General features: G+C 65.4%; 14 protein-coding genes. 10 read left to right on the top strand and 4 right to left on the bottom strand.

What is annotated here, in order from left to right; genetic code table 11:
* Nucleotides 1-54 precede the first annotated feature (54 nt).
* Nucleotides 55-1704: a chaperonin GroEL gene (groL, locus tag GM909_RS13645; RefSeq protein WP_157016947.1), complete on the bottom strand. Its 1650-nt coding sequence runs from the start codon at nucleotides 1702-1704 to the stop codon at nucleotides 55-57.
* 76 nt (nucleotides 1705-1780) lie between these two features.
* Nucleotides 1781-2077 carry a co-chaperone GroES gene (gene groES / locus GM909_RS13650; protein WP_157016948.1) on the bottom strand — a complete coding sequence of 99 codons (297 nt, stop codon included), beginning with the start codon at nucleotides 2075-2077 and terminating at the stop codon, nucleotides 1781-1783.
* 416 nt (nucleotides 2078-2493) lie between these two features.
* Here groES and GM909_RS13655 point away from each other — a divergent pair, with 416 nt between their 5' ends.
* From GM909_RS13655 to GM909_RS13665, 3 genes are all read left to right on the top strand, one after another.
* Nucleotides 2494-3354, top strand: coding sequence for a TIGR01459 family HAD-type hydrolase (locus GM909_RS13655; protein WP_157016949.1), 861 nt, complete (start codon nucleotides 2494-2496; stop codon nucleotides 3352-3354).
* Between the two features lie 29 nt (nucleotides 3355-3383).
* A complete protein-coding gene (locus GM909_RS13660; protein ID WP_157016950.1) occupies nucleotides 3384-4379 on the top strand; it encodes a bifunctional riboflavin kinase/FAD synthetase in 996 nt (331 codons plus the stop codon).
* Nucleotides 4380-4475: 96 nt separating this feature from the next.
* Nucleotides 4476-4943, top strand: a complete 468-nt coding sequence (locus tag GM909_RS13665; protein WP_235911890.1) for a hypothetical protein — start codon at nucleotides 4476-4478, stop codon at nucleotides 4941-4943.
* Nucleotides 4944-5022: 79 nt separating this feature from the next.
* Here the strand turns inward: GM909_RS13665 and GM909_RS13670 are convergent, their stop codons facing one another.
* Nucleotides 5023-5589, bottom strand: a complete 567-nt coding sequence (locus GM909_RS13670; RefSeq protein ID WP_157016951.1) for an HdeD family acid-resistance protein — start codon at nucleotides 5587-5589, stop codon at nucleotides 5023-5025.
* Between the two features lie 129 nt (nucleotides 5590-5718).
* Between GM909_RS13670 and GM909_RS13675 the strand changes: the two genes are divergently transcribed.
* From GM909_RS13675 to GM909_RS13685, 3 genes are all read left to right on the top strand, one after another.
* The gene (locus tag GM909_RS13675; protein WP_157016952.1) at nucleotides 5719-5958 is read left to right on the top strand and encodes a hypothetical protein; all 240 of its coding nucleotides are present in this window, start codon (nucleotides 5719-5721) and stop codon (nucleotides 5956-5958) included.
* Between the two features lie 193 nt (nucleotides 5959-6151).
* Nucleotides 6152-9148, top strand: a complete 2997-nt coding sequence (ileS, locus tag GM909_RS13680) for an isoleucine--tRNA ligase (RefSeq protein ID WP_157016953.1) — start codon at nucleotides 6152-6154, stop codon at nucleotides 9146-9148.
* Nucleotides 9149-9493: 345 nt separating this feature from the next.
* Complete coding sequence (locus tag GM909_RS13685; protein ID WP_235911891.1) at nucleotides 9494-10186, top strand: hypothetical protein; 693 nt, start codon at nucleotides 9494-9496, stop codon at nucleotides 10184-10186.
* Nucleotides 10187-10210: 24 nt separating this feature from the next.
* Here the strand turns inward: GM909_RS13685 and GM909_RS13690 are convergent, their stop codons facing one another.
* Entirely contained in the window at nucleotides 10211-10669 is a 459-nt protein-coding gene (locus tag GM909_RS13690; RefSeq protein ID WP_235911892.1) for a nucleoside deaminase, read from the bottom strand.
* A 69-nt stretch (nucleotides 10670-10738) separates the two neighbouring features.
* Between GM909_RS13690 and GM909_RS13695 the strand changes: the two genes are divergently transcribed.
* From GM909_RS13695 to GM909_RS13710, 4 genes are all read left to right on the top strand, one after another.
* Nucleotides 10739-12436 (top strand): pseudouridine synthase, encoded by a 1698-nt coding sequence (locus GM909_RS13695; RefSeq protein WP_157016954.1) that lies wholly within the window; start codon nucleotides 10739-10741, stop codon nucleotides 12434-12436.
* Nucleotides 12417-12971: a 16S rRNA (guanine(966)-N(2))-methyltransferase RsmD gene (gene rsmD, locus GM909_RS13700; protein ID WP_157016955.1), complete on the top strand. Its 555-nt coding sequence runs from the start codon at nucleotides 12417-12419 to the stop codon at nucleotides 12969-12971. Before GM909_RS13695 ends, rsmD begins: the two co-directional genes overlap by 20 nt.
* Before the next feature lie 123 nt (nucleotides 12972-13094).
* Nucleotides 13095-14483, top strand: coding sequence for a M16 family metallopeptidase (locus tag GM909_RS13705; protein ID WP_157016956.1), 1389 nt, complete (start codon nucleotides 13095-13097; stop codon nucleotides 14481-14483).
* Nucleotides 14480-15814 (top strand): M16 family metallopeptidase, encoded by a 1335-nt coding sequence (locus GM909_RS13710; protein WP_157016957.1) that lies wholly within the window; start codon nucleotides 14480-14482, stop codon nucleotides 15812-15814. Before GM909_RS13705 ends, GM909_RS13710 begins: the two co-directional genes overlap by 4 nt.
* The last annotated feature ends 7 nt before the right edge of the window (nucleotides 15815-15821 follow it).

A 15821-nucleotide genomic window follows, 5' to 3' on the forward strand; every position in this document is an offset into this window, starting at 1 on the left:
AGCCCGCATGCGGGCTTGAGCACTTTGGTTGATGGGCGAGCTTTATGGACTTCCTTAGAAGTCCATGCCGCCCATGCCGCCCATGCCACCCATGCCGCCGGGCATGGCCGGAGCCCCAGCGTCCTTCTTCGGCGTCTCGGCGATCATGGCCTCGGTGGTGACCAGCAGGCCGGCGACCGATGCCGCGTCCTGGAGAGCGCTGCGCACGACCTTGACCGGGTCGACGATGCCCATCTGGATCATATCGCCATATTCGCCGGTCTGGGCGTTGTAGCCGTAGGTCTGGCTGTTGTTCTCGAGGATCTTGCCGACGATGATCGAGGCCTCGGCGCCCGCATTGGATGCGATCTGACGGGCCGGAGCCTGCAGCGCGCGGCGCACGATGTTGACGCCGGCATCCTGATCGGGATTGACGCCCTTGGCCTTGATGGCTGCGGAGGCGCGCAGGAGAGCGGTACCGCCGCCCGACACGATGCCTTCCTCGACGGCCGCGCGGGTCGCGTTGAGGGCGTCGTCGACGCGGTCCTTCTTCTCCTTCACCTCGACCTCGGTCGAGCCGCCGACGCGGATCACGGCAACGCCACCGGCGAGCTTGGCCAGGCGCTCCTGGAGCTTCTCGCGGTCATAATCGGAGGTCGTCTCCTCGATCTGCTGCCTGATCTGGGCGACGCGGCCCTCGATCTCGGCCTTCTGGCCGGCACCGTCGACGATCGTGGTGTTCTCCTTCTCGATGCGCACCTTCTTGGCGCGGCCGAGCATGTCGAGCGAGACGTTCTCGAGCTTGATGCCGAGATCCTCGGAGATCACCTGACCGCCAGTCAGGATGGCGATGTCCTCGAGCATGGCCTTGCGGCGGTCGCCGAAGCCCGGAGCCTTGACGGCGGCGATCTTCAGGCCACCGCGCAGCTTGTTGACGACGAGGGTTGCCAGTGCCTCGCCCTCGACGTCCTCGGCGATGATGAGGAGCGGCTTGGACGACTGGACGACCGATTCCAGAACCGGCAGCATGGCCTGCAGGTTGGACAGCTTCTTCTCGTGGAGAAGGATGTAGGCGTCTTCCAGCTCGGCAACCATCTTGTCGGGGTTGGTGACGAAGTAGGGCGAGAGATAGCCGCGGTCGAACTGCATGCCCTCGACGACCTCGAGCTCGGTCTCGGCCGTCTTGGCCTCTTCGACCGTGATCACGCCGTCATTGCCGACCTTCTGCATTGCCTCGGCGATCATGTCGCCGATTTCCTTTTCGCCATTGGCCGAGATCGTGCCGACCTGGGCGACTTCTGCCGAGGTGTTGATCTTCTTGGCGCTCTTGACCAGATCGGCAACGACTTCCGTGACCGCGAGGTCGATGCCGCGCTTCAGGTCCATCGGGTTCATGCCGGCGGCAACCGCCTTGGCGCCTTCCTTGACGATGGACTGGGCGAGAACCGTGGCCGTCGTGGTGCCGTCGCCGGCAACGTCGTTGGTCTTGGAGGCGACTTCGCGCACCATCTGGGCGCCCATGTTCTCGAACTTGTCCTCGAGTTCGATCTCCTTGGCGACCGTCACGCCGTCCTTGGTGATGCGCGGTGCGCCGAAGGACTTGTCGATGACGACGTTGCGGCCTTTCGGGCCCAGCGTCACCTTGACCGCATCGGCCAGGATATCGACGCCGCGCAGCATCTTCTCGCGCGCGTCACGGGCAAATTTTACTTCCTTGGCAGCCATATTCAGCTCCTGTGTTCAAAGCCGCTCGGGGGAGACGGCCTGACATTCGATTGTGTAATGGTGAAGCGCGGCCGGCTCAGCCGATCACGCCCATGATGTCGGCTTCCTTCATGATGAGAAGGTCCTCGCCATCGAGCTTGACTTCCGTACCGGACCACTTGCCGAACAGGATGCGGTCGCCAGCCTTGACGTCGAGCGGAACGAGCTTGCCGGTCTCGTCGCGCGCGCCTGAGCCGACGGCGATGATCTCGCCTTCCTGCGGCTTCTCCTTGGCCGTGTCGGGGATGATAATGCCACCCTTCGTCTTGTCTTCGGATTCGACCCGGCGTACGACCACACGGTCATGAAGCGGGCGGAAATTCGATTTTGCCATGTTGACTATCCTCGATGCGGATGTTTGAGAAACAAATTTCCTCCGTCCGGAGAGCCGGACAGGTATTAGCACTCGCCCTGATGAGTGCTAACGGCGGCTGAAATAGGCGCTTGGATTTCACGAGTCAAGAAGCGTGAAGCCGCCATTTGACTGCAATGTCCCTGATGCTTGCGGACGATGCCGGGCAATGACGTGGCATATCGGGCCGGCGCCGAAGCGTGGATTGCACGGCGATCGGCGGACAGACGGCAATTCGGCGCGCGTTGGTCCGGGTTCGCAACTCCGGCCGGAAGGGTGGCGCCGGCTCATCTCAATCGCGAAAGCGGGTGACAGGTCACGACAGTTCGGATAATTCGGCAAGCCGAAGCTGCCCGAGCGAGGGCGCATGACACCGCCACTGCCGCACGGGAGCAGATATGCCGCAAGCACTGCAGATGATCGGTTCGCTGGATGAGATTTCCGGTGGCTACAAGGCCATCCTGTGCGACGTGTGGGGCGTGGTTCACAATGGCGTGCGCGCTTTTCCGGCGGCGGTGGAGGCGCTCAGGCGGGCCCGCGCGGCGGGCAGGGCGGTCGTCCTCATCACCAATGCGCCGCGTCCGCATGGCGAGGTCGAGCGGCAGCTCGCGGCACTCGGCGTGCCTGACGATGCCTTCGATGCTGTGGTCACGTCGGGCGACGTGACCCGCGGGCTCATCGCGGAGGGGCCGCGCCGCATCTTCCATTTGGGGCCCGAGCGCGACATGTCGATCTATGACGGTCTGGACGTGGACCTCGTCGAGGAGTTCGAGGCGGCCGGCGTCGTGTGCACCGGGCTCTTCGACGACGAGAGCGAAACGCCGGCCGACTATGCCGAGATGCTGCAGCGCCTGCGCATGCGCGACCTTCCTCTCATCTGCGCCAACCCAGACATCGTGGTCGAGCGCGGCGACAGGATGGTGTGGTGCGCCGGCGCGCTCGCCCGCGACTACGGCCAGCTCGGCGGGCGCACATTGATTGCCGGCAAGCCGCACAGGCCGATCTACGAGGCAACGCTGGCGGCGGCAGGAGGGGCGCTCGGCGCACCGGTCGGGCCGGACGATGCGCTGGCGATCGGCGACGGCATCCTGACTGACGTGAAGGGCGCAGAATTGAACGGGATCGACGTTCTTTACGTCTCGGGCGGCATCCATGCGCGCGACTATGGCGAGCCGGACAATCCGGATCCCGGCAAGCTGGCGGATTTTCTGGCCAGGCATGGCCATCATCCGGTCGCCGCGATCCCCCATCTGACGTAACGACGCCGGGCAGGAGGAAGCAGAGCGCCATGGGCAGCAAGACTTTCCTTCGCATCAAGGACGGCACGAGCCTTCCCGGGCAATTGCGCGGCGGCGTCGTCGCGATCGGCAATTTCGACGGGGTGCATCGTGGGCACCAGGCAGTGCTGGAACGGGCCCTGGAAGAAGCGCAACGTCGGACAATGCCGTCGCTGGTGCTGACGTTCGAGCCGCATCCGCGCAGCGTCTTCCGGCCCGACCATCCCGTCGACCGCGTCACCCCCGCCGCCTTGAAAGCCGACATCGTCCGCTTCATGGGTTTCGACGCTGTGGTGGAGCAGGACTTCACGCGCCAGTTCGCCAGCCGGTCGGCAGAGGATTTCGTGTCGGGCATTCTCGTCGGCCAGCTCGGCATCTGCCATGCCGTGACCGGCTTCGACTTTCATTTCGGCAAGGACCGCCAGGGCGACCCGGCCTATCTCATGGCGGCGGGCAAGAAAAACGGTTTCGGCGTCACGCTGGTCGACGCCTTTCGCGACGAGGGGGCGGAAGTCGTCTCCTCGAGCCGTATCCGCGATCTCCTGTCAAGAGGCGCTGTGGCCGAGGCGGCCGGGCTCCTTGGCTATCGTTATACGGTCGAGGCGACCGTGACAGGTGGCCAGCAGCTTGGCCGCACGCTCGGCTTTCCCACCGCCAACATGGCCTTGCCGCCGCAAACCGGACTTCGTCACGGCATCTATGCGGTCCGCCTGCGACGCCAGGACGGCACGCTGCATGACGGCGTGGCGAGTTTCGGGCGCCGTCCGACCGTCGACCCGGACGGCGCGCCGCTCCTGGAGACGTTCGTCTTCGACTTCGCCGACGACCTTTATGGCGAGACCTGCCGGGTGTCGATCTTCGGCTTCCTGCGCGGGGAGCGGAAATTTCCCTCGCTGGACGCCCTGGTGGTCCAGATGAAGCGCGACGAGGCCGAGGCCCGCGCGCTTCTGGCAGGCGTACAGCCGCTTTCCGCAATCGACCGTCACACTGCCTTCGACCGGGACTGACGTTGCGTTGCCGCCGTCGGCAGGCGGTGGCCTGGTTGCCTTGGGCATTGTATCATCTTTGCGGGTGACCCCGGGGCAGCGACAAGGAGACGGCCCATGGGCATGACGCGGAAGGAAGAAGCACGCGCATTGAGCGCCGACGAGCAAAAATTGGTCGAAAAATCGCATCATCCGGCGGTGCAGGAACTGTCGGACGAGGAATTGTCCAAGCTGGTCCGGTTGATGCGCGAACGCCGCGACAAGGCACATTCGCAAGCGCATCGCCGACGGCGCGAAATGCGTGGCAAGGCCAAGCCGAAAGGCGCATCCGCATCTACTGCCGATGCGGGCTCGAAGGTCAAGGCGGAGGTGCTGGCGTCCGTGATGCGCCGTCTCAACAACGAGGCGGAGCGCCGCCGGCGCATGGCGGCAAGCATATCGTTGGCCGAAAGCGCGCAGAAGGCATTGGCGCTGAAGCAGGCCGGCGCCAAGGAAAAGGGCGCATTGAACACGCGTCACGCCCGCGTAGGGATGCGCGAGACGCAACGCGCGCTCGAACATGTCCCGCTCAAACGGATCGTTTGAGCGAAAGGGACATGTTCCAGCATATTGATCTGGCGCGCATATCATTGCTTCGAACGTTTCCGTTTGAAGCGAATGCGCGCTAGCGCCTGAGGCCGAGGCCGAAGGCGATGAAGGACCAGCCCTGGAAGATCAGGTCGATGGAGAGGAAAAGTCCAAGGATCCAGAGGCTGTTGACCGGCCAGCCGGCAGCGATGACAAGGCCGGCGAGCAAGGTCACGATGCCCGCGAGCAGCACCCATCCCCAGCCCGAGTTCGAGCGCTCCTTGATGCTGATCCAGATGCGTACCAGACCGTCGGCGACCAGGGTGATTGCCAGGATGAAGGTCAGCACCGCCGATGCCAGAAGTGGATTGGTGAAGGCGATGACGCCCGCCGCCGCGTAGAGCAGGCCGGCCAGAAGCCACAGGATGAACTGACCCCATCCCTTGACGCCGAATGCGTGGATGAACTGCGCGACGCCGGCGATCAGCATCAAGATACCGACATAATAGACTGAAACCACCGTCGCGAGGACGACGTTGAAGAAGGCAATGAGGCCTAGAACCAGAAAGGCTATTCCGAGGGCGACGAACCAGCCCCATTTCGATCTCACCTCGGTGATCGCGTCACCGAGCGTGTTTCCCTCATGTGCATTTGCGTTGGCCATTGACGGCACTCCTGGTTGAAACAGCCAGGTGATTCTGCGCCCGACGGGTTGCAAACTCAATACCGTACTTACGCTACGGCAACTTATGGTGCCGTGCACGTTCGCATGCGCCGGGGGGCGGCGTTACCGATGGCTGAAAAAGGGGAAAAGGCCGACGCCCTCCCGCGAAGGGAGGGCGTTGCCCGAGTATCGGCCCTGCGGTTGCCCGATCAGGTCCGCCGCGAATCGGATTCTGCCATGGCGCCGGGCCTGCGGCCAGCGATTTTGCCGCATAACGACCATGAAATCGGGCAGCTCGGCGCATGTCGCGCGAAGGAGGGCGGGCAGGAAGATCAATTGTGGCTTTATTCTTGGGCCGGGCTCGGCTAAAAGCGCCGCCATGATGATGCTCGCCCGCTTCAACGTGACCGTGATACGAATTACCGGCCCGGCCCTCCGGGCGGCCTGAGGCGCCTGACGGTCCGGGACTACCGCGCGCTCTGGCGCTGCACCGACTTCAAAGATCCATTCATGATATGGGCCCGCCCGACTGTTTCACTTCGCGGCCCGACACGGCGAGACGATGACCGACACTGCTGAAAAACTCGACTACTCGAAGACCCTTTACCTGCCGAAAACGGACTTTCCGATGCGCGCCGGCCTGCCCGACAAGGAGCCGAAGCTGGTCGAACGCTGGCAGGAGATGAACCTCTACAAGCGCATGCGCGAGGACGCGGCCGGGCGGCCGAAATATGTTCTCCATGACGGCCCACCCTACGCCAACGGCAACATCCATATCGGCCATGCGCTGAACAAGATCCTGAAGGACGTCATCACGCGCTCCTTCCAGATGCGCGGCCGCGATTCCAACTACGTGCCGGGCTGGGACTGCCACGGCCTGCCGATCGAATGGAAGATCGAGGAGCAATACCGCGCCAAGGGGCTCGACAAGGACGAGGTGCCGGTCAACGAGTTCCGTCAGGAATGCCGCGAGTTCGCGCAGCACTGGATCAATGTGCAGACGGCCGAGTTCAAGCGTCTTGGCGTCGAGGGCGACTTCGAAAATCCCTATACGACCATGAACTTCCACGCTGAAGCGCGCATTGCGGGCGAACTGTTGAAGTTCGCCATGTCCGGCCAGCTCTATCGCGGCTCAAAGCCGGTCATGTGGTCGGTTGTCGAGCGCACCGCGCTCGCCGAGGCCGAGGTCGAGTACCAGGACTACGAGTCGGACACGGTGTGGGTGAAGTTTCCGGTCCAGCGATCTAATATGGCTGATCTTCAAGGGGTTGACCCTGCCACATATACGGGAGGGCCAACAGCACGTGATCTCCAACTTGCTGAGCAGCAAGATGAACTACTCGGGGCGTTTGTCGTTATCTGGACCACGACGCCGTGGACGATCCCCGGCAACCGCGCCGTCTCCTATTCGCCGCGCATCGCCTACGGCCTCTACGAGGTGACGGCGGCGGAAAACGATTTCGGCCCGCAGGCGGGCGAGAAGCCGATCTTCGCCGACGCGCTGGCCGAGGAATCCTTCGCCAAGGCGAAGCTCGAATACAAGCGCCTGCGCGAAGTCTCAGCTGATGAACTGAGTCGCATCACCTGCGCCCATCCCCTCAAGGGTCTCGGCGGCGGCTACGAGTTTGCCGTCCCGATGCTGGCCGGCGATCACGTCACCGACGATGCCGGCACGGGCTTCGTGCATACCGCGCCGGGCCATGGCCGCGAGGACTTCGAAGCCTGGATGGACCATCAGAAGGAACTGCAGGCGCGCGGCATCGACACGGCGATCCCCTTCACCGTCGGCGACGACGGTCGCTTCACCGAGGATGCGCCCGGCTTCGGTCCCGAGCGGGAAGGCGGGGCGGCCCGCGTCATCGACGACAACGGCAAGAAGGGCGACGCCAACAAGGCCGTCATCGAGGCGCTGATCGCAAGGGACATGCTGTTCGCGCGCGGGCGGCTGAAGCATTCCTATCCGCATTCCTGGCGCTCCAAGAAGCCGGTGATCTTCCGCAACACGCCGCAGTGGTTCGTCTATATGGACAAGGAACTGGGTGACGGCACGACGCTGCGCAGCCGCTCGCTCACGGCTATCGACCAGACCCGTTTCGTTCCCGCTGCCGGCCAGGCGCGGCTGCGCGCCATGATCGAGGATCGGCCCGACTGGGTGCTGTCCCGGCAAAGGGCGTGGGGCGTGCCGATCTGCGTCTTCGCCGATCATCATGGCGAGGTGCTGAAGGACGAGGCGGTCAATGCGCGCATCCTGGATGCCTTCGAGAAGGAGGGCGCCGACGCCTGGTTCGCAAAGGGTGCCAAGGAACGTTTCCTCGGCGCCGACCATGACCCGGACCATTGGCATCAGGTCACCGACATTCTCGATGTCTGGTTCGATTCCGGCTCCACCCACACCTTCACGCTGGAAGACCGGCCGGACCTCAAATGGCCGGCCGACGTCTACCTGGAAGGATCCGACCAGCATCGCGGCTGGTTCCATTCCTCGCTCTTGGAAAGCTGCGGAACGCGCGGCCGCGCGCCCTACGACGCCGTCATCACGCATGGCTTCACCATGGACGAGCACGGACGCAAGATGTCGAAGTCGCTCGGCAATACGGTCGTGCCGCAGGATGTGATGAAGCAGTCGGGCGCCGACATCCTCAGGCTGTGGGTGATGACCACCGACTATTGGGAGGACCAGCGCCTCGGCAAGAACGTCCTGCAGACCAATATCGACGCCTACCGCAAGCTCAGGAACACGACACGCTGGATGCTCGGCACGCTGGCCCATGACGAGGGCGAGGACGTCGATGTCGCCGAGATGCCGGAACTGGAGCGGCTGATGCTGCACCGGCTGGCCGAGTTCGACCGGGTCGTGCGCAAGGGCTACGACAATTTCGACTTCAAGCGCATCACGCGCGCCCTGATCGACTTCATGGTGGTCGAGTTGTCGGCCTTCTATTTCGACGTGCGCAAGGACGCGCTCTACTGCGACGCGCCGTCGAGCCTGCGCCGCAAGTCGGCCATCGTCGTGGTGCGGCGCCTGTTCGACGCCATCGTCAAATGGATGGCGCCGATGCTGCCCTTCACCATGGAGGAGGCGTGGCTGGAGCGTCATCCCGATGCGGTCTCGGTGCACCTGGAACAGTTTTCCGACATTCCGGCCGAATGGCTCGACGAAGAGCTCGCTGCCAAATGGCGCCAGGTGCGCCAGGTGCGCCGCGTGGTCACCGGGGCGCTGGAACTGGAACGGGCGAACAAGACGATCGGCTCGTCGCTCGAGGCGGCGCCGGTCGTCTATATCGCCGATGAAGCGCTGCTGGCGGCGGTCAACCGCGTCGACATGGCGGAAGTCTGCATCACCAGCGCCATCACCATCGTCGCCGGCAAGGCGCCGGACGGTGCGTTCAGGCTCGACGACGTCTCCGGCGTCGGCGTCGCGTTCGACAAGGCGCAAGGCGTCAAATGCGCCCGCTCCTGGCGCTATACGGACGATGTCGGGTCGGATCCGGCCTTTCCGGACGTTTCGGCGCGCGATGCAGCCGCGTTGCGCGAGCTTCAGGCGCTCGGGCGAATTTGAGCATAAAGGTGGAGCCGACTGCGACGTTGGAGCGCCGTAGTTCTTTGGGATGACAAGGGCGCCTTAACACTTTCCGTCCATGATGCGTCGCATTTTCCGCGATCCGATTCCGATTGTCGGGACGCGTTGCGGCTGAGCGCGGCTTGCGCTACAAGGCGGGCCGTAAGCGAGTGCAATTCCGGGAGACGCAAGCCGGTTCTCCATGCGGGATTGCAACAGGATGAAAACTGGATCGGCGCATCGGTTCCGTGAAGCGATGTGTCATGTTGTTGCCGGAATTGCGGCTCAAACGACGCAGATATCTGATCCGCCGGAGTGGGGCGGCAATTCGAAAGGGGATCACCCGTGAAGAACGAAGGCGTTCCCAACGCATTGGCGCGATTGTTCGCGACAGGCGCTGCGCTGGCGCTGGTGACGGGCGGCCTGACGGCCTGTGTCGGCACGCCGACCTACGGCACCGGCACGCGCGCCGACGTGCAGCTGCTCGAGGATGTCACCGGCATGATTTCGCTCGGTCCCGACGAGAAGCAGAACATCGCCTATAATCCGCGTCCGAAATTGGTGGAGCCGGCGGACAAGAAGACGCTGCCGAAACCGCAGAACGACATCCGCACGGCCTCGGCCGGCGCCTGGCCGGAATCGCCCGAAGAACGGCGCGAACGCGTGCGCGCCTATGCCGACGCCAACAGCGACAATATCGACTACCGTCCCGTGGTCACGGGCGGCGGTGCGGCCAGTGTGGCGGCGAGCGAGCGCGGGCGGCGCGACGACGTTGCCTATATGGCGCCCAGCGGCCTTGGCGCCGGCGAAAGCGCCCAGCGGGCCGAATTCGAAAAGCGCCTCCAGGAAGGCAAGCAGGGGTCGCCCACTCAGCGCCGCTTCCTGAGCGAGCCGCCGCTCGACTATCGCCTCCCGTCCTCGACGGCACCGGCCAACGAGCTGGGCGAGGACGAATGGAAAAAGGAGCGTGACCGCAAGGCGGCCGCGCGCAAGCAGAGCGGCCAGACGAGTTGGCGCGATTGGATCCCGGGCCTGTAACAACAGCCCCTGCCGCAATGGCCTTCAGGTCCGCCTGGAACGGAAGAAATCCTTGAGTATCTCGGCCGCCTCCGTCTCGGCGAAGCCGGAATAGACCTCGGGCGCGTGATGGCAGGTCGGTGAGGCGAAGAAGCGCGGGCCGTTGACGACGGCGCCGCCTTTTTCGTCGGAGGCGGCGAAGTACAGCCGGCGAATGCGGGCAAATGAGATTGCCGCGGCACACATGGCGCAAGGCTCAAGCGAAACATAGAGATCGGCCCTGTCGATGCGCTCGGAACCGAGATGCTGGCAGGCCTCGCGGATCGCCAGGATCTCCGCATGGGCGGTCGGGTCGCCGAGTTCGCGCGTGCGGTTGCCGGCGCGCGCGATGATGCGGTTGTCGAGCGCCACCACCGCGCCGACCGGCACTTCGCCGCGGCCAGCTGCGGCCCGTGCTTCCTCGAGCGCCGCCGCCATGAAATCGGGCCGTCTGTTTCGGTTCATTTCGATTACAATTTCCTCGCATGCGTCCGGGGATGCTGATAGTTACCCGCCGTGAAAGGCAAAGGCCAGATGAACGACAAACCAGACAGACCACAGCGCGACGGCAGGCCGCAGCGCAAGGGCGCCGGCCGCCCCCATGCCGACGGCGGCAAGCCGGCGCAGGCGCGCGGCTTCGGCAAGCGCAAATTCGGTGCAGCCGGCAAGGCAGATGACAATGCCGAGCGCCCGAGCAAGCCGAAATGGGCCGGCGCCGGTGCGCGGGCAAAGGACAGTTTTGGCGGCAAACGCGCCGAAGGTGACAAGCGATACGCCAAGCCCAAGGGCGCGGCGGCCGATCGGCCGCGCCGCAGCGGCCCTGGCGAGGAGGGCGGCGAGGCCGCTTCGCGCAAGCCACGCTGGGCAAAAGGTGATGATCGCGCCGCAGAACGCCCCGGAAAGCGGCCCGAACGCAAATTTTCCGACAGGCCCGGCAAGCCGGGCGAGCGGCGCGGCAAGCCGGGTGATCGGCCGCAGAAGTCCTTTGCCTCGGCCCCCTCCGAGCGCGACAGGGCGAAGCGCCCGGCACGTCGCGCCGACGAGACGCAATCGACGGCGCAGAGCGAGCGCATCGCCAAGCGCCTGGCGCGCGCCGGCGTTTCCTCGCGGCGCGAGGCCGAGGCGCTGATCGAGGCCGGGCGGGTCAGCGTCAATGGCGCGGTGCTCGATACGCCGGCGCGCAATGTCGGCCCCCACGACGTCATCCTGATCGACGGCACGCCGATCCCGGCGATCGAGCGCACGCGGCTCTTCCTGTTTCACAAGCCGGCCGGCGTGGTGACGACCAATCGCGATCCCGAGGGCCGAAAGACCGTTTTCGACACCCTGCCGGCGGAACTGCCGCGGCTGATGACGATCGGCCGGCTCGACATCAACACCGAGGGCCTGTTGCTCTTGACCAATGACGGCGGGCTGGCGCGCGTGCTGGAACTGCCGTCGACCGGCTGGCTGAGACGCTACCGGGTGCGCGTGCACGGCAAGGTCGACGAGGCGCGGCTGGCGCAGCTCAAGGACGGCGTTGCGGTCGACGGTGTGTTTTATGGCGCGATCGAGGCCACGCTCGACCGCGAGCAGGGCTCCAATGCCTGGCTCACCATCGGTCTGCGCGAGGGCAAGAACCGCGAAGTCAAGAACATCCTCGCCTCGCTCGGGCTCAACGTGACGCGGCTCATCCGCGTCTCCTACGGTCCCTTCCAACTCGGCGAACTGGCCGAGGGCACGGTGCAGGAGCTCAAGGGGCGCACATTGCGCGACCAGCTCGGCGACACGCTGATCGAGGAGGCCGGGGCCAATTTCGACGCGCCGGTGGTCAGGCCGTTTTCCAACAAGCCCGTCTCCGGATCGTCCGCACGTCCGGCAGAACGGCCGCATGCGCCAACGCGGCCGCCGCGTCTTGACGAACCGGGCGAGGGCGGCCTGATCAAGAACCGGCGGCGCGTGCGTGAAGGCCGGCGCGAGGACGCGCTCGACCGGCTGCAGACATCGAAGCCGAAAGGCGGACCGCCTGCGAAGCGTGAGGACCGGCCGAGCCGCACGCGCAGCGCCAATGTGTGGATGGCGCCGGGGGCGAGGCCACGCGGCAAGGCCAAGGTCGAAGGCGGGCAGGATGGGCCGGCCGGCGGCCGCGGCGGCGGAAAGCCGACCGGCAGCAAACCGACCGGCGGCAAACCGTCCGGCGGTGGCGCGAAACGGCCGGGCAAGGGACGCGGGCATGCGGATCGTCGGCGGTGAGTTTCGCGGCCGGCCGCTCGCCGTGCCGCGCAGCAGCGCCATCAGACCGACGACCGACCGGACCCGCGAGGCGGTTTTCAACGTGCTGGAGCACCGTTTCGAAGGCCGTCTCGCCGGCGCCCGCGTGCTCGATCTGTTCGCCGGCACCGGTGCGCTCGGCCTGGAGGCTCTGTCGCGCGGGGCGGTGCATTGCCTGTTCATCGAAGAGTCGGCCGAGGGGCGCGGCCTGATCCGGACCAATGTCGAGACGTTCGGCCTGCAGGGGCGCACGAAGATCTTTCGCCGCGACGCGACCCGGCTCGGCGATGCCGGAACCATTCAGCCGTTCGGACTGGTCTTTGCCGACCCGCCCTATGGCAAGGGGATGGGCGAGCGGGCGCTGTCTTCGGCGCGTGCGGGCGGCTGGCTGCGGCCGGATGCGCTGTGCGTCGTCGAGGAGGCGGCGGATGCCGGTTTTCAAACGCCGGATGGCTTCGCGCTCATCGACGAGCGTCACTATGGTGACACGATCATCCGCTTTCTCGCGGTGACGTGATCGGCGGGGATGCCGGGCGAGGGCTTTTCGCCTCGCCAACATCGGCTGCCGCGCTACACTGCCGACCCGGTCGGGAAGCGACCGTAGTCTCAAAGGTCCGAAAAGCGGGAGCCGAGATCCATCATGATCGCATCTGCCAGACCGGTTCATGCCCTGTTGATCGCCATCATGCTGGCGCTGGCGGGACCGGGCGACCTGCTTGCCGATGAGGCCGGGACCAAGGCACCGGCGGAAAATGCCGTGGCGAGCTTCGAACTCGACAACGGCCTGCAGGTGGTCGTCATCCCAGACCACCGGGCGCCGGTCGTCACCCACATGCTGTGGTACAAGGTGGGCAGCGCCGACGAGCAGGCCGGCAAGTCCGGCATCGCGCATTTCTTCGAACATCTGATGTTCAAGGGCACGAAGAACCATCCGCCCGGCGAATTCGCGACGCGGGTGGCCGAGATCGGCGGCCAGGAAAACGCCTTCACCTCCTATGACCACACGGCCTATTTCCAGCAGGTGCGGCCCGAGGCGCTCAAGACGATGATGTCCTACGAGGCCGACCGGATGCGCAACCTGGTGCTGACGGACGAGGTGATCGATGTTGAGCGCAACGTGGTGCTGGAAGAGCGCCGCCAGCGCGTGGAAAGCTCGCCGGGCGCGCTGCTGGGCGAAGAACTGGACGCCACGCTCTACCAGAACCATCCCTATCGCATCCCGGTGATTGGCTGGATGCACGAGATCGAGGCATTGAACCGCGACGATGCGGTCGCCTTCTACAATCGCTTCTATGTGCCGAACAATGCGGTGCTGGTCGTCGCCGGCGACGTTGAGGCGGAGCAGGTGCGCGCGCTGGCCGAAGCCACCTACGGCAAGATCGCGCGCGGGCCCGACCTTTCGGCGCGCCTGCGGCCCCAGGAGCCGGAACAGAACACGCGCCGGACCGTGACGCTGAGCGACGATCGCGTCAGCCGCCCCAGCCTGCGCATGGCCTGGGTCGTTCCGTCCTACGAGACAGGAGCGCCCGGCGAGGCCGAAGCGCTCGATCTGCTTTCGGAGATCCTTGGCGGGGGTCCGCGCACGCGCCTTTATGAAGAGCTCGTGGTGCGCCAGGGCGTCGCCTCGTCTGTCGGCGCCTACTATCAGGGCGACGCGGTCGACGATACGAGCTTCGAACTCTACGGCGCGCCGCGCGGACAAGCGGCGCTTGAAGAGGTCGAGGACGCGATTGTCGCCGAGATCGCGAAGATCGCCGCCGAGGGCGTGACGGAGAAGGAACTGGCCAGGGCCAAGCGGCGCTATCAGCGCGGCTACGTATTTGCCCGCGACAGCCAGTCGGGCATGGCGCGCATCTACGGCACGACGCTGACCACGGGCGGCAGCATCGAGGATATCAATGAATGGCCGGCCAGGATCAAGGCGGTGAGCGCCGAGCAGGTGAAGCAGGCGGCGCAGGCGCTCGATCAGGGCAGGGCGGTCGTCGGCTACCTGCTGCCGGCGCAGAGCCAGGAGGATGACGCACGATGAGGCCGATCAGCACCAATTTGCGCCACGGCTTCGCCGGGGTTGCCGGGTTTCTTCTTCTGTTCGTGATGGCCGTCCAGCCGGCGCGCGCCGCCGTCGACATTCAGAAAGTGGTGTCGGAAAAAGGCATAACCGCCTGGCTGGTCGAGGATTACACGGTTCCGCTGATCGCAGTACGGTTTGCATTTCGCGGCGGCAGCACACAGGATCCGGCCGGCAAGGAAGGGCTGGCGAACCTGATGAGCGGCCTGTTCGACGAGGGCGCGGGCGACCTCGACCGGACGCAGTTCCAGGACCGGCTCGACGAGGCGGGCGCCGAAATGGGCATTCGCGCCGGTTATGACTCCATCGGCGGGTCGATGCGGATGCTGGCCGAGACCAGGAAGGAGGCGTTCGACGTCTTGCGCCTGGCGGTCACCGAGCCGCGTTTCGACGACGCGCCGGTGGCGCGCATCAAGGCACAGATCGTATCGTCCATCGATGCGCGGTCGCGCGATCCGCAAACCGAGGCCAGCCGGGCATGGGCGCGCGCCATCTATGGCGACCATCCCTATTCGCGCCGCGACGAGGGCACGAAGGAGTCCCTGGCCACGATCACGCGTGATGATCTCGTCGCGGCGCACGAGCATTTGTTCGCCCGCGACAATCTCGTCATCGGCGTCGTCGGCGCGATCGACGCGGAGACGCTGAAGAGCGAACTCGACCGGGTGTTCGGCGATCTGCCCGCGCATGCCCGGCTTGACGAGATCGGGCCCGCCGCGCCGCGTCTCGACCAGGACCTGCATGTCGACCATGCGCTGCCGCAGGCGACCATCCGGCTGGCCTATCCAGGGGTCGAGCGGTCCGATCCGGGGTTCTTCGCAGCCTATCTGATGAACCATATACTGGGCGGAGGCACCTTCTCGTCGCGCCTGTTCAGCGAGGTGAGGGAAAAGCGCGGCCTCTCCTACGGCATCAATTCCATGCTCGTTAATCGCGATCATTCCTCCATGCTCGCCATCGAAACGTCGACACGCGCCGACCGGGCGGAGGAAACGCTGAACGTGATCCTGGACGAGGTGCGGCGCATGGCCGAGGAGGGACCGAGCGCGGAGGAGTTGCGGCAGGCGAAGGACTTTGTCCTCGGCGCCTATGCGATCAACAATCTCGATTCCTCGGCCGCCATTGCGCGCACGCTCGTGCAGTTGCAGACTGACGATCTGGGCATCGATTACATCGCACGGCGCGAGGCGCTGATCGAGGCGGTGACCCTCGAGGAGGTCCGCGAGCAGGCACGCCGTCTGCTTCAGGCGCGGCCGGCCGTGATGGTCGTGGGGCCGGCGGCCGAGGAGTGAACGGAAG

The organism is Mesorhizobium xinjiangense (assembly GCF_009749525.1).
Taxonomy (GTDB): Bacteria; Pseudomonadota; Alphaproteobacteria; order Rhizobiales; family Rhizobiaceae; genus Mangrovimarina; species Mangrovimarina xinjiangensis.